Genomic DNA, 18,703 nt, shown 5'->3' with positions numbered 1-18,703 from the left:
CGCATCCTGCTTGCCGTGAGCACTGCCGCTAACAGACCACGTTCCAGGGGGCGGCTGCAACCCGCAGGCGATTTTGGCGTCTAACGGCTAGTCCGGCCGGAGCCGGTATTTTTTGGAGCCTTGACCCATGAAGATTCGCCTGCCACTGCTTGCCCTGATGTTCGGCCTGGGCAGCCCGCTGGTTCACGCGCAGATGCTGCAACCTGGCTTGTGGGAGCTGACCACCAGCAACATGCAGGTCGATGGCAAGCCACTGCCGGACATGGCGTTCATGCTCGGGCAGTTGAAGAACCTGCCACCTGAGCAACGGGCGATGATGGAGGGGGCCTTGGCCAAGCAGGGCATCACCGTGGGCGGCAAGGGTGTGCGCTCCTGCCTGACCCCAGAGCAGGTCAAGACCGATGACATTCCCTTGCAGGACCCACAGTCGGGCTGCTCGCAGAAGATCACCGAGCGCACCGGCAATGTCTGGAAGTTCCAGTTCAGTTGCCCGAAAGCCCAGGGCCAAGGCCAGGCCACTTTCCTCAGTGATCGTGAGTTCCTGACCAAGGTCAATGGCACCTTCAATGCGTCCGGTGTGCAGCAGCAGGGCAGCATGGACACCCGGGCGGTGTGGTTGGGCAATGACTGCGGGGCCGTCAAGCCCCGAAGCTGAGCGGCCTACGCCGAGCCATCGAGCCAGGCATAACGACTCTCGGCCACCGCATCGTGGGCATGCAGGCTCTCTGCATGTTCCACGCGCACGCTAAACCCCCGTACCCACTTCAGCTGGCGCAGCGCCTGGTGCAGGCGCCGCGCGGCATCCTCGCAGAACATCAGGTTCTGGCCGTTGGCCAGGGCGAAGGCTTGTTCATCGGCGCGCTTTACCGCTGTCTGCACCGCAGTACCCAGTGCCGCCTCGGCTTGGTCGATCAGCTCCGCGAGCCTGATACCGTCCCCGACAAGTCGCACCTGCAACTTGGCCAAGCTCCGCTGGCTATGGGGCGTGGCGACAATGCCGTTACTGCTGCCAAGCCACTGGCGAACCTCGTCGCGGTTCAGCGGCTGACCGGCAAAGTCCTTGTCGAACTGCGCCTGAATCAGTTGCCTGGCCAGTGCCGCCGAGCAAGGGCAGGTCGAGGAGTAGGGGATGTGCACCGATAGTTCCACGTGGAACATTTCATTTTCCAAACGGGCATCCAGGCTCACCGGGTAGCGTTTCCAACCAGCCAGTGGGCTGACCAGCGCCGGGCGCTTGAGCAGATGATCGAAGCTCAGGCGCAGGTAGGCCCTGTGCGACAGGCCGGCATGGCTGGCCAAAAACTGCCCAAGGATGTCGTGCAAGCCTCGCGTCGTCAGTGCTTGCTGTTCAAGCGCCTCCAAGGCCAGGTACAGCCGTGACATATGTATGCCCCGCGAGGCGCCATCGTCGAGGCTTACCCCGGCATCGGCGTAGGCGGTCACGTTGCGCCCATCAATCAACAGCGGCAGGGCGATGCCGCACATGCCGACCCAGTCCAGGGGCAGGGCTTGCTGGCTGCTCTGGGCGGCAACATCGGGAAGGGTAAGGCTGGTCATGGAAGCATCCTGTGGGTGGTTCAACGGCAACCGCCGATGAGGCTGCAGTGCAAATTGAAGCGTTCGCCGCTGGAGCTGGAGACCCGATTGCGCGTGGTCCAGCCGATGCGTTGGCTGTAACCGACCCAGGCTTCACCATCACTGGCCAGCCCGCTGAAGAAGGTCAGGCCGCCATAACGGCTGTTGGTTTGTGCCCAGAGGCGTTTGCTCGCTGCTTCATAGCCGCGCAGATAGAAGGTGCTGCCTTCGGTGCGCACGCTGTAGTAATTGCCCTTGCTGTCCTGGCAGGCGAGCAGGGTGGCACTGCGTGTGCACAACGCCAGGTCACTACGAGGCATGGCAGGGAGTTGCAGGGGCAGTGCGAGCAACAGCAAGGCGACGATGCCAGGTAGTTTCATGACGCTCTCCAGTCGACCGTTCGGCAACACGGCTTGGCGAAATTGTATTGTTATAATATAACATTATGCAATGCATCGCTTCGAATGCGCCTGCCCGATGAGGTCCGTCATGCCCAACCGTCTTCCTGTCACCGTGCTGTCCGGCTTTCTTGGCGCCGGCAAGAGCACGCTGCTCAACCATGTGCTGCGCAACCGTGACGACCTGCGCGTCGCGGTAATCGTCAACGACATGAGCGAAATCAACATCGACGCCAGCGAGGTGCAGCGCAACGTCAGCCTTAACCGCGCCGAAGAGAAACTGGTGGAGATGAGCAACGGTTGCATCTGCTGCACCCTGCGTGAAGACCTGCTGGAAGAAGTGGCCCGCTTGGCCGGTGAAGGTCGCTTCGACTACCTGCTGATCGAGTCGACCGGCATCTCCGAGCCGCTGCCGGTGGCCGAAACCTTCACCTTCCGTGACGAGCAGGGCCGCAGCCTGAGCGACATGGCGCGGCTGGACACCATGGTCACGGTGGTCGACGGCCTGAATTTCCTGCGCGACTACCAGGCCGCCGACAGCCTCGCCAGCCGCGGGGAAACCTTGGGTGAGGAAGACGAACGTTCGATCAGCGACCTGTTGATCGAGCAGGTCGAATTCGCCGATGTGCTGCTGCTGAGCAAGATCGACCTGATCAGCCAGGCCGAGCGCGAGGAGTTGATCGCCATTTTGCGCAGCCTCAATGCCCGGGCGCAGATCGTGCCGATGGTGATGGGCCAGGTGGCGTTGTCGCGGATCCTCGACACCGGGCTGTTCGACTTCGACCAGGCGGCCCAGGCCCCAGGCTGGTTGCAGGAGCTGCGCGGCGAGCATGTGCCCGAAACCGAGGAGTACGGCATTGCCGCGAGCACCTGGCAGGCACGCCGGCCGTTCCATCCGCAGCGCTTCTTCGATTTTATCCACAGGCCCTGGAGCAATGGCCGGTTGCTGCGTTCCAAGGGCTTCTTCTGGCTGGCCAGCAAGTTCCAGGAGGCCGGCAGCTGGTCCCAGGCCGGCGGCATGATGCGCCATGGCCTGGCCGGGCGCTGGTGGCGGTTCGTGCCACGCGAGCAATGGCCCCAGGATGAAGAGAATAGCGCGGCGATCCTCAAGCAGTGGACGGTGGAAGCCGGCGATTGCCGCCAGGAACTGGTGTTCATTGGGCAGAACATCGATTTTGCGCAGTTATCCACAGAGCTGGAGGCTTGCCTGCTGACTGATGCAGAAATGGACCTGGGGCCGATGGGCTGGTTGCGCCTGGCTGACCCGTTCGGTGCCTGGCACGAGGAAGCGGCGGCATGAGCCCTGTGCGCAACCGCCAGGTGTTCGCCGACTCGCCGCGGGTGCTGACCGAGATCCTCGCCGATGACGTCAACCTGGCGACCTGGCAGCGCCGTCTGCCGGCCCAGGTGGAGGACTTTGCCGGGCTGGTGCTGAGCCAGGGCCAGATGCTGGCCGATGAGCGGGTGGTCGAGGTGGACGAACACCAGGTCCCGGTGCTGCCGGGGCTGCTCAGGGAGGCCTCGGACATGCATGGCTATGCGGGTTTCGTCGCCGATGTGGTGTGGCTGGTCGAAGCCTTTACCTGCCTGCTCGGGGCGCGGCGTATCGGCTTGCGTGTGCGCGTGCTGGAGGGCGCCATGTGCCCGCGTTTTCACGTGGACCATGTGCCGTTGCGGTTGTTGAGCACTTACGCCGGGGCTGGCAGCGAGTGGTTGGAGGAAGGGCGGCTGGATCGGGCGCGGTTGCAGTTCGAGCCGGCGCCTGTGGATAACATTCAGCGGCTGGCAGCGGGAGAGGTGGCGCTACTCAAAGGGGAGCGTTGGCTGGGCAATGAGGGCGGTGGGCTGATCCACCGTTCGCCACCGACGCCTGCCGGTGAGCGGCGCTTGTTGTTGAGCCTGGATTGGCTGGCGTGAGTGCCGGCGTGGGGCCAGCCACCTTGGCAGCAGGTTAGACTGACGCAACCCTTATCGCCGATAGCCAATCATGCTGCATAACATCCTCACCCATGTGATCGCCGGCCCCCTGGGCGCCGGCAAGACCAGCCTGCTCCGCCAATTGCTCGACCAGCGCCCGGCGAACCAGCGCTGGGCCGTGCTGGTCAACGAGTTCGGCCAGATCGGCCTGGACGCCGCCTTGCTCAGCCGTGACGACGCCGGCATCGCCATTGGCGAGGTGGCCGGCGGTTGCCTGTGCTGCGTCAACGGCGCACCGTTCCAGGTAGGCCTCGCCCGCCTGCTGCGCAAGGCCCGCCCCGATCGGCTGTTGATCGAGCCGTCAGGCCTTGGCCATCCGCTGCAACTGTTGGAACAACTGCGCCAGGCGCCATGGAGCGGGGTGCTGGCGGTACAGCCGCTGCTGATGGTGCTGGATGGCGCGGCGCTGGCGCGTGGGGAGGGTTTGCCGCCTGCCCAGCACCAGGCCCTGCAGCAGGCGGGGCTGCTGGTTATCAACAAGGCGGATGCTGTGGATGAGCCGACACGCTTGTTGATAACTGCCCAGTTGCCCGAGGTACCGGCCATCTGGACCACGTTTGGCGCGCTTGCCCTCGAGGCGTTGCCAGCGTCGCTGGCGCAGGCTTGCCCAGCGCCGGCGACCTTGCCTGTGGACAACGGCACGGCGCCGCTAGCTGCGCTGTGGACAGACCCTCGCCAGCCCATCCGCCAGGCCCAGCAGGGTGATGGCGGCTGGAGCAGCGGCTGGCGCTGGCACCCCAGCCAGCGCTTCGATGACGCGGCATTGGGCCGGGTCCTTGAACAATGGCCGTGGCGTCGGGCCAAGGGGGTTATCCACAGCGCGGCTGGCTGGATGTCGTTCAACGGCCTGGACAGGGGAGCGCTGGACTGGCGCCCGAGCGAATGGCGCAACGACTCGCGGATCGAGCTGATCTTCGCTCAGCCACAATCTTTGCAGGCCCTGCACGCTGCGATCGAGGCCTGTCGCCTGGACCACTGATCAGTTGCGCCAGCGGTTATGCTCCTGGCGCCACTGCTGCATCTCGATGACATTGTCGGTGCGTGGCGGGGTCTTGATCTCGAAGGGGTAGGGCGCCAGTTCGATCTGCATGGTGTGGGCACCGAACTGGGTGACGGTGCCGGGGTGGCGCTGTTCGCCGGTGACGGTGAACTCGAAGTTGTAGATGCGCGCCAGGCGCTTGCGGCCATTGGCGTCACGCACCAGGCCGATGCGCTTGAGCGCCACGGCGTCGTCGAGCAGTTCCAGGTCGAGCTTGGCGCAATGCTGTTTGACCCGCGCCAGGGCCTTCTCGCGCAGTCCGTGGTTGTGCCACAGCCAGGCGCCCGCGGTCGCCACCAGCAGCAGGACGAAGAGGTTTTCCAGGGTCAGCATTTGCGTAAGCTCCAGACAGGTCGATCCAGCTTAACTGCGTCTCTGGCCTGTCGTACAGATGGCAATCGGGTTCATACTGCGGGCCGCACACTTATTCACACAGTTTCGGAATTGTCCTGCATGAAACGTACGCCGCACTTGCTCGCCATTCAGTCCCATGTGGTCTTCGGACACGCTGGCAACAGCGCTGCGGTGTTTCCCATGCAGCGGGTCGGGGTCAATGTCTGGCCGCTCAATACCGTGCAGTTCTCCAACCACACTCAGTATGGACAGTGGTCGGGGGAAGTGCTTGCCCCGGCGCAAATTCCAGCGTTGGTGGAAGGGATTTCCAATATCGGTGAACTGGGCCACTGCGATGCGGTGTTGTCGGGCTACCTGGGCAGCGCCGAACAAGGCCGGGCGATCCTGGCCGGGGTCGAGCGGATCAAGGCGGTCAACCCCAAGGCCCTGTACCTGTGCGACCCGGTCATGGGGCATGCCGAGAAAGGCTGCATCGTGCCGGCCGAGGTCAGCGAGTTCCTGCTCGAAGAGGCTGTGGCCAGGGCCGACATACTCTGCCCCAACCAGCTCGAACTGGACAGCTTCTGCGGCCGGCGCGCCGAGTCACTCCAGGACTGCGTAGGCATGGCCCGTGGCTTGTTGGCGCGTGGGCCGCGCGTGGTGCTGGTCAAGCACCTGAACTACCCAGGGCGCGCCGCCGACGCCTTCGAAATGCTGCTGGTGACGCACGAGGGAAGCTGGCACCTGCGCCGGCCCTTGCTGGCTTTCCCACGTCAGCCGGTCGGAGTGGGCGATCTGACCTCGGGGTTGTTCCTGGCCCGGCTGCTGCTGGGGGACGGTGACGTGCAGGCGTTCGAGTTCGCGGCGGCGGCAGTGCACGAAGTGCTGCTGGAAACCCAGGCCTGCGCCAGCTACGAACTGCAACTGGTGCGGGCCCAGGATCGCATTGCCCACCCGCGGGTGCGTTTCGAGGCGCAGCGGGTTGCTTGCTGATTGACCGGCGCAGCCGTTGCCAGGCACCGCGTCGCCGGGTGCGCCAGCAAGGCTGGCGCCTACGGGAAGAGCAACAACTCAGGGTCAGATCGAATCGGTCTTGAGGTTCTGGTAGCGCTGTTCCAGCTCCTGGCGAATCTGGCGGCGCTGCTGGCCCTGGAGGAAGCGGCGCTTCTCTTCGCTGCTCTGTGGCTGGCGCGGCGGCACTTTCACCGGACGGCGGTCGTCGTCCACCGCGACCATGGTGAAGAAGCAGCTGTTGGAATGGCGCACCGAGCGCTCGCGAATGTTCTCGGTGACCACCTTGATGCCCACTTCCATCGAGGTGTTGCCGGTGTAGTTGACCGATGCCAGGAAGGTGACCAGTTCACCGACATGCACCGGCTCGCGGAAGATCACCTGGTCCACCGACAGGGTCACCACATAGGTGCCGGCATAGCGGCTGGCGCAGGCATAGGCGACCTCGTCGAGGTACTTGAGCAGGGTGCCGCCGTGTACGTTGCCAGAGAAGTTGGCCATGTCCGGTGTCATCAGGACGGTCATGGTCAGCTGGGCGTTTCCAGGTTCCATAGAGAGCTCACGGTGAATTTGCGCTGAATCGGGGCGGGTATCTGCAGACACTTCTGTTCCCCTCTTTGAGGTTTCCCATCCTGGTACGGGACGTCGGCTGACGCTCCATCGTCACGCTGATCTTGCCATCGGCGGTGCTAGTGTGGTGTTTCACAAATAACGACCATAATTCACGGTGCTTTTTGCGCCCATGCTGCGTTGTCGCTCCTCGCCGTAGCTGGGCTACGACTCGTCGCGACGCCTTGCTTGGGCACAAAAATCACTCGCGAATTATGGGTCGTATTTGCAAAACACCACACTAGATCTGCCGATCTGTTTCTGCATATTGCACCGGCAATTTGCGGCAAGGCGCGATGTTAACCTGACAGGGCCCACGCAATGTGGGCTTTATGCGTCCATCACGACAGTATGTGCCTGCTCCGCGCCCTGGCCCTTTCCAGGGGAGGAACGGTTCGACCCCTGCACCCCGACAAGGAGTATCACGCCATGCATGCCATCAGCTTCATCCAGGATCTGGCGGTGATCATGCTGGTCGCCGGGGTGGTCACCATTCTCTTTCACCGGCTCAAGCAGCCGGTGGTGCTGGGCTACATCGTCGCCGGCTTCATCATCGGCCCGCATACGCCGCCATTCGGCCTGATCCACGATGAAGACACCATCAAGACCCTCGCCGAACTGGGGGTGATCTTCCTGATGTTCTGCCTGGGCCTGGAATTCAGCCTGCGCAAGTTGTTCAAGGTCGGTGCCACGGCGTTCATCGCCGCCTTCCTGGAAATCGTCCTGATGATCTGGATCGGTTTCGAGATCGGTCGCTGGTTCGGCTGGAACACCATGGACTCGCTGTTCCTCGGCGCGATCCTGGCGATCTCCTCGACCACCATCATCGTCAAGGCACTCAACGACCTGAAGATGAAGAACGAGCGTTTCGCCCAGCTGATCTTCGGCGTGCTGATCGTCGAGGACATCCTCGGCATCGGCATCATCGCCCTGCTGTCGGGCATCGCGGTCAGCGGCACGGTGAGTTCTGGCGAGGTGTTCTCGACGGTGGGCAAGCTGTCGCTGTTCATGATCGTCGCGTTGGTCATCGGCATCCTGCTGGTGCCGCGGCTGCTGGCCTACGTGGCCAAGTTCGAAAGCAACGAGATGCTGCTGATCACCGTGCTGGGGCTGTGCTTCGGTTTCTGCCTGCTGGTGGTCAAGCTGGAGTACAGCATGGTGCTGGGTGCCTTCCTGATCGGCGCGATCATGGCTGAATCGCGCCAGTTGCTGAAGATCGAGCGCCTGATCGAACCGGTTCGCGACCTGTTCAGCGCTATCTTCTTCGTTGCCATCGGCCTGATGATCGACCCTTCGATCCTGCTCGAATACGCCTGGCCAATCGTGGTAATCACCTTGGCGGTGGTATTGGGCAAGATGCTTTCGTGCGGCATGGGCGCGTTCATTGCCGGCAACGACGGGCGCACGTCGCTGCGGGTGGGCATGGGTCTTTCGCAGATCGGCGAGTTCTCCTTCATCATCGCCGCCTTGGGCATGACCTTGCAGGTCACCAGTGACTTCCTCTACCCGGTGGCGGTGGCGGTATCGGCCATCACCACCTTGCTCACGCCGTACCTGATCCGCGCCGCCGACCCGCTGTCGCTGAAGCTTGGCAAGGTGGTGCCCAGCCGCCTGGCACGGGTGCTGTCGCTGTATGGCGAGTGGCTGCGCAGCATTCAGCCCCAGGGCGAAGGGGCCATGCTGGCGGCGATGATCCGGCGCATTTTGCTGCAGGTGGGGGTCAACCTGGCGCTGGTCATCGCGATCTTCTTCAGCGGTGGTTACTTCGCTGGACGGATTGGCGCCTGGCTCGGCGAGTGGGTCGCTGATGCCGGTCAGCAGAAGGCGCTGATCTGGGGCGCGGCGTTGTTGCTGTCGCTGCCGTTCCTGATTGCCGCGTATCGCAAACTCAAGGCGCTGTCGATGCTGCTGGCAGAGATGGGGGTCAAGCCGGAGATGGCCGGCCGGCACACCCAGCGGGTCCGGCGGGTGATTGCCGAGGTGATACCGCTGTTGTCGCTGCTGGTGATCTTCCTGCTGCTGTCGGCCTTGTCGGCGAGCATTCTGCCCACCAGCGAGCTGCTGCTGATCATCGTGGTGGTGGCGGCGGTGGTGGTGGCGCTGCTGTGGCGCTGGCTGATTCGCGTGCATACGCGCATGCAGGTGGCCTTGCTGGAAACGCTGGAAAACAACCGCGAGCCGCACTGAGCGGTAAGCGCTTTCTGCGCGAGTGTTCACCGTCGTCCGAGGGGATGGAGCGGTAGCGATGTCGCCAGGCGCAGAAAGCCTGGCGATAGTAGGCGCTTTAATGGCTATAAGCCATTATTTTTCCTGGGTTTATTCTATCGATGACATCCCATTACACAGGGACGGTAATCAGCTCTCCAGCCAGACATCCCGCACCCAGTGCCATACCGACTCCCAGCTTTCCTCGGTGACGATCTCTTCCTCCGCGGACCACAGCACCACGGTGCCGTCTTCCTCGACGCAGTAGTAGTCGTCGCCGTCCTGGCAGATCGGGATCAGGTCGCGCGGCACGCCAGAGTCCCAGGCATTGGCTGCTACGTCCGGCAGGTAGGTGTGGGATTGCGGATCGGTGACGGTCACCGGTTCCAGGCTGCCATACACCACGTCACTGACGGTCAGCAGGTATTCCTTGAACACGAAGGGGATGTTGATGAACAGCTGTTCCTCGATCTCCACCAGTTGATCTTCGTCCGGCAGCTCCAGCGGCACCGGTACCGGCTCGTTGGCTTCACGGAGTTGTTCGATCACTTCTTCCACGGTTCACATCCTCTGACCTTATGACAACGTTGCGCGTTATACCCTAGTAGGCCGCTCTGGCAAAAGCAAAAACCCCGGGACAGGCCCGGGGTTTTTTGTGCAACGTGCGACGGTTAACCGTTTTGACGGATACCGGCCAGCAGCCAAGGCTGGTTTTCGCCATGGGCACGGACCATGTGCCAGCTTTCGCTGAAGGCTTCGCCCTGGTCGAAGCGCGAAGTCTTCGACACGCCACGGAAGGTCAGGGTGGCGTCGGTTTGGTCGGTGCGCTCGTCGACGCCGTCCAGTTGTACATCGAGGTCGTCGATGTAGGTGGACTGGAAGCCTTCACCCTGCTCAGCGCGCTCGCGCTTGAGGAAGTCGAGCATCTGCGGGGTAACGAACTCGGCGATCTTGTCCATTTCGTTGGCGTCCCAGTGCTGCTGCAGCGACTGGAAGTGCGAACGGGCGGCGGCCAGGAAGCTGGCTTCGTTGAACCAGGCCGGGGCGTTGATCGCCGGGGCGGCGGCCGGCGCGGCGGAACCCCCGAAGATCGACTGCGGGGCGGCCTGCGGCTGGGCTTCGCGCTGGTACGGGGCGTGGCCGGCGGCAGCGTGTTGCGGCTGCTGCTGGCGGCGGCGCGCGGCGATGAAGCGGAACACCAGGAAGGCGATCAGGCCCATGATCAGGAAGTCGAGGATCTGCATGCCCTGGAAGCCGTCGCCCATGAACATGGAGGCCAGCAGGCCGCCTGCGGCGAGGCCGGCCAGCGGGCCCAGCCAGCGCGAAGCGCCGCTGGCGGCAGCCGGTGCGCGGCCTGGAGCGGTAGGCGCGGCGGCAGGCGTGGTCGGGGTGGCCTGGCGGGTCTGGTGGATAGGCGCGGAGCCCGAGCTCTTGCCACCACCGAAGCGCTTGGCGTTGGCGTCGAGGCTCAGCGTCAGGCCGACGCAGAGCGCCAGAGCGATGCTAAGAAAACGTTGCATAAGATGGGGGTTCCCGTTTGTGTGGATTGCACGCGCGTCATGGTGCACATGAACTGACAGACATAGCCAGCGACAAGATGTTTCGAGCTTTTGCCTGATTGGCCGGATCTACGCGTTCACCTGTAGGTGATCGCCCCGGCCTTTGAGCTAGGGAACTGCCTGTGGGAGCGGCTTTGCCGAGGCGTCGGACCGGTCGGAAAAGGGCGCGCAGCGGCCGCAGATTCCGAGCCACCATTGAAATTGCGGGGGCTGCTGCGCAGCCCTTTCGCGACGCAAGGCTGCGCCTACAGAGGCGTGTCGTTCGATTCGGTCAGATAGCTTCCAGCTTGGCGTAACCGAGCATAAGCCACTTGCTGCCTTCGGAGAAATTCACCTGCACCCGGGCCTGGGCGCCGGACCCCTCGAAGTTGAGGATCACGCCCTCGCCGAATACCGCATGCTGCACCCGTTGCCCCAGGTTGAATGCGGTCTGCGGGATGTTGGCATTGGCGAACAGGCTGCTGGCGGGTGCCTTGGCGCCGCCGAAGGGGCGGCTGACAGTGTTCGACAGGCGTACCTCCTGCACCAGCCCGGCCGGGATCTCGCGGACGAAGCGCGACACCTTGTTGTAGGTCTCGCTGCCATACAGGCGCCGGGTCTCGGCGTAGGTCATCACCAGCTGACGCATGGCCCGGGTGATGCCGACATAGGCCAGGCGGCGCTCCTCTTCGAGGCGCCCGGGCTCTTCCAGGCTCATCTTGTGCGGGAACAGGCCTTCCTCCATGCCCACCAGGAACACGTAGGGGAACTCCAGGCCCTTGGCGCTGTGCAGGGTCATCAGCTGGATGCTGTCCTCGTGCTCGTCGGCCTGGGTGTCGCCGGCCTCCAGCGAGGCGTGGCCGAGGAAGGCCGACAGTGGCGACAGGTCGGCGTCTTCGTCGCTGGTCTCGAAGTTGCGCGCGGCGCTGACCAGTTCCTCAAGGTTTTCCACCCGGGCCTGGCCTTTCTCGCCCTTTTCTTCCTGGTGGTAGATGATCAGCCCGGACTGCTCGATGACGGTCTGGGTCATCAGGTGCAGCGGCATGTCCAAGACCTTGGCAGCGAGGTTCTCGAGCAGCTCGATGAACGCGCCCAGGGCGCTGGCGGCACGGCCCTTGAGGGCCTTGGCGGCGAGCAGCTGGCACATGGCGTCCCACATCGACAGCTGGCTGTGGCGGGCGTGCTCGCGGATCGCCTCGACGGTTTTCTCGCCGATGCCGCGTGGCGGCACGTTGATCACCCGCTCCAGCGCGGCGTCGTTGCCGCGGCCTTCGAGCAGGCGCAGGTAGGCCATGGCGTTCTTGATCTCGGCGCGCTCGAAGAAGCGCTGGCCGCCATAGATGCGGTAGGGCACGCGCTCGCGCAGCAGGGCTTCTTCGAGCACCCGCGACTGGGCGTTGGAGCGGTACAGGATGGCGATCTCGTTGCGCGCGCTGCCCTGCTTGATGATGCTTTCGATGGTCTCGACCACGTAGCGCGCTTCGTCGTGCTCGTTGTACGCGGCATACAGCGTGAGCGGCTCGCCCTCGCCCATGTCGGTCCACAGCTCCTTGCCCAGGCGCCCGCTGTTGTTGGCGATCAAGGCGTTGGCGGCCTTGAGGATGCCGCCGGTGGAGCGGTAGTTCTGCTCCAGGCGGATCAGCTCGGCGTCGGGGAAGTCGGCGGTGTACTGGTGGATGTTCTCGATCTTCGCCCCGCGCCAGCCGTAGATCGACTGGTCGTCGTCGCCCACCGCCATCAGGCTGTCGCCGCCGCTAGCGAGCAGGCGCAACCAGGCGTACTGCACGGCGTTGGTGTCCTGGAACTCGTCCACCAGGATATGCCGGAAGCGGCGCTGGTAGTGCTGCAGCAGGTCTGGCTGGTCGCGCCACAGGTCGAGGGCGCGCAGCAGCAGTTCGGAGAAATCGATGACCCCGGCGCGATCACAGGCCTGTTCGTAGGCCACATAGATGTCGCGCATGGTGGCCAGGAACAGGTCGCCGCTGGCCTGGATATGGCGCGGGCGCAGGCCCTCGTCCTTCTGCCCGTTGATGAACCACTGGACCTGGCGCGCCGGCCACTTCTGCTCGTCCAGGCCCATCTCGCGGATCACCCGCTTGATCAGGCGCTGCTGGTCGTCGCTGTCGAGGATCTGGAAGTTCTGCGCCAGGCCTGCTTCCTGCCAGTGGGCGCGCAGCAAGCGATGCGCCAGGCCGTGGAAGGTACCCACCCACATGCCGGCTGGGTTGATACCCAGCAGTTGCTCGATACGCTGGCGCATTTCAGCCGCGGCCTTGTTGGTGAAGGTCACCGACAGGATCGAATGCGCCGAGGCCTGTTCGACCTGGATCAGCCAGGCGATACGGTGCACCAGCACCCGGGTCTTGCCCGAGCCGGCGCCGGCCAATACCAGTTGGCGCCCCTGCGAGGCGGCTACGGCCTGGCGTTGGGCGTCGTTGAGGGAGTTCAGCAGGAGGGAGAGGTCATCATTGTGCATCCGGGCATTCTATGGCCGCGCGCAGGCAGGGGCAAACGCCGGCGGCGCAAATCGCCCCGCGCGCGTCCAACCGTTCATCGGAGGCGCTGGCCAGGGCCCGTGGTTGAGCGGTCGCAGTTAGACGGATGGGACATTTTCGAAATCATGACGCAGAGCAGTTTGGTCCGGGGCGACGCTTGTGTATGCTCGCTGCACATTTGCGGTCAGCCATAACAAGAACAGCACAAGAATCCAGCCATATGACCCAGGATTGCATGGCGATCGGAGCATCGCCGCAGACGACACGGAGCGTTCGCAGGCAATTCGCCACGCAGTTGTCGATCGAGCGTACCCGCCTGCTTTATCAGGGCTCCCTGCTGCCCACGCTGTTCATGCTGCTCAACGGCCTGCTGTGCGCCTGGTTGCTATGGAGCCCTGCGCGCTACCTTCTGGTGGGCGTGTGGCTGGCCTGGCTGCTGGCGCTGGTGGCGCTGCGGGTGATCCAGGTGGCGGCCTTCGAAGGCGCCACCCCGGCGCGCCAGGCCAAGCCGGCCTGGCGGCGCATGTTTTTGCTCGGTTCGGCCTTCAGTGGCCTGACCTTGGCCTGCGCGGCCATCGCCCTGGCGCCAGTGGACAATTTCGTGCAACAGGCCTGGGTGTTCGGCCTGCTTGGCGCGGCGGCGCTGTCGGCCAGCGTCGCCTACGCCGTGAGCCTGCCGGCATTTCTCAGCTTCGCCTTGCCTTGCCTGTTGCCGCCGATCGCCTTCCTGTTCGTCTACGACACCGGCCACTTGCGTGGCTGGGGCTGGCTTGGCTTGATCCTGCTGGCGGCGTTCGTGGTGGTGGCCTGGCAGGTCAACCGGCTGATCGAGCGCGGCCTGCTGCGACGCTTCCAGAACCAGGCGCTGATCGAACACCTGCAAAGCGCCCAGCGCCACGCCGAGGACCTCAACCACCAGCTCAGCGGCGAAGTGCGCCAGCGCCGCCAGGCCGAGGACGAACTGCGCCAGGCCCAGGCAGGCCTGGAGCAGCGGGTGGCCCAGCGCAGCCACGAGCTGGACCTGGCCATCCAGGCCCTGAGCAAGAGCGAGCAACGCCTGGCCCTGGCACTGCAAGCCAGCGAGCTGGGCCTGTGGGATTGGAACCTGGAGACCGACGAGGTCCACCACACCCAGCTGCACGCGCTGTTCGGCCTGGATGCCGAGCAGGTGCGCACGGTGGCCGCCGACCTCAAGCCGCGCCTGCACCCCGATGACCTGCCGCTGTTGCGCCGGACCCTGGTCGAACACCTCAAGGGCCGTACCGAGGACTACCGCGTCGAGTACCGCGTGCGCCACGCCCAGGGCCACTGGTGCTGGATCGAGGACCGCGGCCGGGCGGTGGAGAGCGACGCCGCGGGCAAGGTCCTGCGCATGCTTGGCACGCGCCGCGACATCACCGCGCAAAAAGAACAGGAAGAGCAGCAACGCCTGGCCGCCACGGTGTTCGAGGCGGCCAGCGAAGGCATCGCCATCCTCGATGCCGAGTTCCAGTTGTTGGCGGTCAACCAGGCGTACTGCGACGTCACCGGCTATGGCCGCGCCGAACTGATCGCCCGCAATGCCCTGGAGCTGCCTTGCAGCCGCGATGCGCGGCGCCACAGCCAGGCCATCGACCAGGCGCTGGAGCAGCAGGGGCGCTGGCAGGGCGAGCTGGTCGAGGCGCGCAAGAACGGCGAGCTGTATCCGCAATGGCTGCAGCTCAACAGCGTGCGTGACGGCCGGGGCAAGATCGTCAATATCGTCGGCTTCTTCACCGACCTGTCGGCGCGCCGTGAGTCGGAAGAGCGGCTGCGCTACCTGGCGCATTACGACGAGCTCACCGGGCTTGCCAACCGCGCGCTGTTCCGCCTGCGCCTGCACGAGGCGGCGCAGCGCATCCGCCTGAACGGCCGGAGCCTGGCGCTGCTGCACGTCGACCTGGACCGCTTCAAGCTGCTCAACGAAAGCCTGGGCCACGAGCTGGCCGACCAGTTGCTGAAGAAGATGGCCCAGCGCCTGGCCAATGCGGTACCCGAGGCCGACACCGTGGCGCGGCTGTCCGGCGACGAGTTCGCGGTGCTGTTCGATGGCTACACCAACCTGTCCAGCCTGGTGCGGGTCACCACCCGCTTGCTGGACAAGCTGCGCGTGCCGCAACGGGTAGGCGGCCATGAGGTGGTGATCAGCGCCTCGGTGGGTATCAGCCTGCTGTCGGACGCCAACTTCGACCTCAATGCACTGCTCAGCCAGGCCGACATGGCCAAGCAGCATGCCAAGCACCTGGGCGGCGACAGCTTCCAGTTCTACACCGAGAGCCTGCGCGCCAGCACCCTGGAGCGCTTGCAGCTGGAGAACCAACTGCGCAAGGCGATCGACGAGGGGCAGTTGCTGGTCTACTACCAGCCCAAGCTGTGCCTGCGCACCGGCCAACTGCATGCGGCCGAAGCACTGGTGCGCTGGCAGCATCCGCAGTGGGGCATGGTGCCGCCCGGCGAGTTCATTGGCCTGGCCGAGGAAACCGGGCTGATCGCGCCGATGGGCGAATTCGTCCTGCGCCAGGCCTGCTGGCAGGCTTGCGAATGGCTACGCGAGGGCATGGAGGTGCGGGTCTCGGTCAACCTGTCGGTGTACCAGCTGCGCCAGGGCAAGCTGGTCAGCCTGGTGCGCCAGGTGTTGCAGGAGTCGGGGCTGGCACCGCATCTGCTGGAACTGGAACTGACCGAGAGCCAGTTGATCGACAGCGTCGAGCACATCATCGTCACCTTCGAGCAGCTGCATGCCCTGGGGGTGAAGCTGGCCATCGACGACTTCGGTACCGGGTACTCGTCGTTGAGCTACCTCAAGCGCTTCCCGGTGGACTACGTGAAGATCGACCAGGCGTTTATCCGGGGGTTGCTCGAAGGCAGCCAGGACGCGGCCATTACCCGGGCGATCATTGCCATGGCCAAGAGCCTGCAACTGAAGGTGGTGGCCGAAGGCGTGGAGACCCGTGAGCAGTTGCAGTTCCTGCATGAGCACGGTTGTGACGAGGCACAGGGCTACCTGATCAGCCGGCCAGTGGATGCGACCGCGTTCCGCGCGCTGCTTGACCGTCCGATCCCCGACCTGTTGCGCTAGAGGTGCCAGGCCTGGCCCTGGCGCGCCAGCAGGCTGTTGGCCTGTTCCGGGCCATTGCTGCCGGCGGGGTAGGGGCGTGGCGCCTGGAAGTGCTCTGCCCAGCCCTGCAGGATCGGGTCGATCCAGGCCCAGGCCGCCTCGACTTCATCGCGGCGCATGAACAAGGTCGAATCGCCCTCCAGTACATCCAGCAGCAGGCGTTCGTAGGCCTCCCAGCGGCGGGTCTGGGCGAAGGCCTGGGCCAGGTTGAGGTCCAGCTCCACCGGCGCCAGGCGCATGCCCTTGCCTGGGCTCTTGGTCATCATGCGCAGGCTGATGTGCTCGTCCGGCTGCAACTGGATCAGCAACTGGTTGACCTGCCCGCCACTGAACAGCTCGTGGGGCACGGGCTTGAACTGGATCACGATCTGCGACGAACGCCGCGCCATGCGCTTGCCGGTGCGCAGGTAGAACGGCACCCCAGCCCAGCGCCAGTTGTCGACGTGCGCCTGCACCGCGACGAAGGTCTCGGTATCGCTGTCGTTGTCCACATCCTTCTCGAAGTAGTAGGCCGGGACTTCCTGGCCGCCGATCTTGCCGGCGGCGTACTGGCCGCGCACGGTCTTGTCCTGCACGTCCTGGCCGGTAATGGGCTTGAGCGCGCGGAGGATCTTCACCTTCTCGTCGCGCACCGCCTCGGCCTCGAACTGCGCCGGCGGCTCCATGGCCACCAGGCACAGCAACTGCAGCAGGTGGTTTTGCAGCATGTCGCGGGTGGCGCCGGCGCGGTCGTAGTAGGCGCCGCGGTTCTCCACGCCTAGGGTCTCGCACACGCTGATCTGCACATGATCGACCTGGCTGTTGCGCCACACCGGCTCCAGCAGGGCATTGGCGAAGCGCAGCGCCATGAGGTTCTGCACGGTCTCCTTGCCCAGGTAGTGGTCGATGCGGAACACCTGGGACTCGTCGAACACCGCGCCGATCGCCTCGTTGATGGCGGTGGCCGATTCCAGCGAATGGCCGATGGGCTTCTCCAGCACGATGCGTGCCTCGCTGTCGGCCAGGCCGGCGATGCGCAGGTGGGTGGCGATGGGCACGAACAGCGTGGGCGCGGTGGCCAGGTAGTAGATGCGGGTCAGCCCGCCGGGCTCGCCCAGGTAGCGGGCCAGGCGACCGAAGTCGGCACTTTGCGCGGCATCCATGGGGAAGTAGTCCAGCCGCGCCGAGAAGCGCTGCCAGACATCCTCGTCGAAATCCTGGCGGGCGATCTGCGCCCGGCAATGGCGCTCGGCGAGCTTGACGTAGTCGTTGCGCGGCAGTGGCCGCCGGGCCAGGGCGATGATCCGCACGGCATTGTGCAGACGGGCCTCGCGATACAGGTGGTAGAGCGCCGGCAGTAGCTTGTGCAGGGCCAGGTCGCCGGTACCGCCGAAAACCAGGATGTCGCAAGGAATAGTCAAACCACCACTCTCCACGTTCGTTTAGCTGGGCGGGTTGGCAAGCATGTAGTATAACTACAAGAAAGCTACATCCCGGCACGCCGATCATAACCGAGTCCAGCCCGTGAATCTGTTGCAACATATCGACCAATCGCGGCACCTGCTGCGCAAATCGGAACTCAAAGTGGCCGACCACGTGCTGCTCGATCCGGCTGCCGTCATGCACAGCTCGATGGCCGACCTGGCGCACAGCGTGGGGATCAGCGAGCCGACCATCGTGCGTTTCTGCCGGGCGATCGGTTGCTCGGGCTTCCAGGACCTCAAGCTCAAGCTGGCGCAGAGCCTGGCCGCCGGCGCCAGCTTCGGCCAATTCGCCATCCATGAAGACGACTCGGTCGCCGACTACAGCCTGAAGATCTTCGACACCACCCTGCACACGCTGATGGAAGTGCGCGAGCACCTCGATCCACAGGCCTTGCAGCAGGCGGTGACGGCCATGGCCCAGGCCCAGCGCGTGGAGTTCTACGGGTTCGGCGCGTCCGGGGCGGTGGCGGCCGATGCCCAGCACAAGTTCTTCCGCCTGTTGCTCAGCGCCGCGGCCTATTCCGACCCGCACATGCAGGCGATGTCGGCGGTGACCTTGAAACCGGGCGACGTGGCCGTGTGCATCTCGCAGTCGGGGCGTTCGAAGGATCTGCTGATCACCGCCAACCTGGTGCGCGAGAGCGGCGCCAACCTGATCACCCTGTGCCCGAGCCAGACGCCGCTGGCCGAACTGTCGACGGTCAACCTGGCCATCGACGTGCACGAAGACACCGAGATCTACACCCCGCTGACCTCGCGCATCGCCCACCTGGTGGTGATCGACGTGCTGGCCATGGGCGTGGCCATGGCCCGCGGGCCGAGCCTGGTCAACCACCTCAAGAGCGTGAAGCGCAGCTTGCGCAGCCTGCGTTTGTCGCCGAAGTCGATCAAGGCTACCGACGACTGAGCGATGCAGATTTCATC

The 18,703-nt window shown here is 64.6% G+C and carries 16 protein-coding genes; 8 read left to right on the top strand and 8 right to left on the bottom strand.

The features are described 5' to 3' along the window. Positions 1 to 127: 127 nt before the first annotated feature. Entirely contained in the window at positions 128 to 655 is a 528-nt protein-coding gene (locus tag NJG22_RS03870) for a DUF3617 domain-containing protein (RefSeq protein ID WP_253092715.1), read from the top strand. Positions 656 to 660: 5 nt separating this feature from the next. Here NJG22_RS03870 and folE2 read toward each other — a convergent pair whose 3' ends face one another. Both folE2 and NJG22_RS03860 read right to left on the bottom strand, forming a co-directional pair. Then, a complete protein-coding gene (folE2, locus tag NJG22_RS03865) occupies positions 661 to 1,557 on the bottom strand; it encodes a GTP cyclohydrolase FolE2 (protein ID WP_253092713.1) in 897 nt (298 codons plus the stop codon). 20 nt (positions 1,558 to 1,577) lie between these two features. Next, entirely contained in the window at positions 1,578 to 1,955 is a 378-nt protein-coding gene (locus NJG22_RS03860; protein ID WP_253092711.1) for a glutamine synthetase, read from the bottom strand. A 109-nt stretch (positions 1,956 to 2,064) separates the two neighbouring features. Here NJG22_RS03860 and zigA point away from each other — a divergent pair, with 109 nt between their 5' ends. The 3 genes from zigA (at position 2,065) to NJG22_RS03845 (ending at position 4,929) form a co-directional block, all read left to right on the top strand. After that, on the top strand, positions 2,065 to 3,273 hold the full coding sequence (zigA, locus tag NJG22_RS03855; protein ID WP_253092709.1) for a zinc metallochaperone GTPase ZigA: 1,209 nt from the start codon (positions 2,065 to 2,067) through the stop codon (positions 3,271 to 3,273). Further along, positions 3,270 to 3,890 (top strand): DUF1826 domain-containing protein, encoded by a 621-nt coding sequence (locus tag NJG22_RS03850; RefSeq protein WP_253092707.1) that lies wholly within the window; start codon positions 3,270 to 3,272, stop codon positions 3,888 to 3,890. The genes zigA and NJG22_RS03850 overlap by 4 nt, the downstream gene beginning before the upstream one ends. A gap of 70 nt (positions 3,891 to 3,960) precedes the next feature. Beyond that, positions 3,961 to 4,929, top strand: coding sequence for a CobW family GTP-binding protein (locus NJG22_RS03845; protein ID WP_253092705.1), 969 nt, complete (start codon positions 3,961 to 3,963; stop codon positions 4,927 to 4,929). Here the strand turns inward: NJG22_RS03845 and NJG22_RS03840 are convergent, their stop codons facing one another. Continuing rightward, on the bottom strand, positions 4,930 to 5,322 hold the full coding sequence (locus tag NJG22_RS03840) for a DUF3301 domain-containing protein (RefSeq protein ID WP_217851641.1): 393 nt from the start codon (positions 5,320 to 5,322) through the stop codon (positions 4,930 to 4,932). A 120-nt stretch (positions 5,323 to 5,442) separates the two neighbouring features. On the opposite strand from NJG22_RS03840, the gene pdxY reads away from it, so the two are divergent. Next, complete coding sequence (gene pdxY, locus NJG22_RS03835) at positions 5,443 to 6,315, top strand: pyridoxal kinase PdxY (protein ID WP_253092703.1); 873 nt, start codon at positions 5,443 to 5,445, stop codon at positions 6,313 to 6,315. Positions 6,316 to 6,399: 84 nt separating this feature from the next. Here the strand turns inward: pdxY and NJG22_RS03830 are convergent, their stop codons facing one another. Further along, entirely contained in the window at positions 6,400 to 6,885 is a 486-nt protein-coding gene (locus NJG22_RS03830; protein ID WP_023629682.1) for an acyl-CoA thioesterase, read from the bottom strand. A gap of 486 nt (positions 6,886 to 7,371) precedes the next feature. Between NJG22_RS03830 and NJG22_RS03825 the strand changes: the two genes are divergently transcribed. Next, entirely contained in the window at positions 7,372 to 9,129 is a 1,758-nt protein-coding gene (locus NJG22_RS03825) for a cation:proton antiporter (protein ID WP_253092701.1), read from the top strand. Positions 9,130 to 9,297: 168 nt separating this feature from the next. Here NJG22_RS03825 and NJG22_RS03820 read toward each other — a convergent pair whose 3' ends face one another. From NJG22_RS03820 to uvrD, 3 genes are all read right to left on the bottom strand, one after another. Then, positions 9,298 to 9,705, bottom strand: a complete 408-nt coding sequence (locus NJG22_RS03820) for an SMI1/KNR4 family protein (RefSeq protein WP_253092699.1) — start codon at positions 9,703 to 9,705, stop codon at positions 9,298 to 9,300. A gap of 113 nt (positions 9,706 to 9,818) precedes the next feature. After that, positions 9,819 to 10,667 (bottom strand): TIM44-like domain-containing protein, encoded by an 849-nt coding sequence (locus NJG22_RS03815; protein ID WP_134689142.1) that lies wholly within the window; start codon positions 10,665 to 10,667, stop codon positions 9,819 to 9,821. 310 nt (positions 10,668 to 10,977) lie between these two features. Next, a complete protein-coding gene (uvrD, locus tag NJG22_RS03810) occupies positions 10,978 to 13,161 on the bottom strand; it encodes a DNA helicase II (protein ID WP_253092697.1) in 2,184 nt (727 codons plus the stop codon). Between the two features lie 239 nt (positions 13,162 to 13,400). Between uvrD and NJG22_RS03805 the strand changes: the two genes are divergently transcribed. Continuing rightward, positions 13,401 to 16,277, top strand: a complete 2,877-nt coding sequence (locus NJG22_RS03805; RefSeq protein ID WP_253092695.1) for an EAL domain-containing protein — start codon at positions 13,401 to 13,403, stop codon at positions 16,275 to 16,277. Here the strand turns inward: NJG22_RS03805 and zwf are convergent. Beyond that, entirely contained in the window at positions 16,274 to 17,716 is a 1,443-nt protein-coding gene (zwf, locus tag NJG22_RS03800; protein ID WP_253092693.1) for a glucose-6-phosphate dehydrogenase, read from the bottom strand. The genes NJG22_RS03805 and zwf overlap by 4 nt on opposite strands. A gap of 103 nt (positions 17,717 to 17,819) precedes the next feature. Here zwf and hexR point away from each other — a divergent pair, with 103 nt between their 5' ends. Continuing rightward, on the top strand, positions 17,820 to 18,686 hold the full coding sequence (gene hexR / locus NJG22_RS03795) for a transcriptional regulator HexR (protein WP_023630201.1): 867 nt from the start codon (positions 17,820 to 17,822) through the stop codon (positions 18,684 to 18,686). The last annotated feature ends 17 nt before the right edge of the window (positions 18,687 to 18,703 follow it).

This window comes from Pseudomonas sp. VA159-2, from assembly GCF_024126635.1.
Lineage (GTDB): Bacteria > Pseudomonadota > Gammaproteobacteria > Pseudomonadales > Pseudomonadaceae > Aquipseudomonas > Aquipseudomonas muyukensis.
This window is presented reverse-complemented; position numbering and strand designations above follow the sequence as displayed.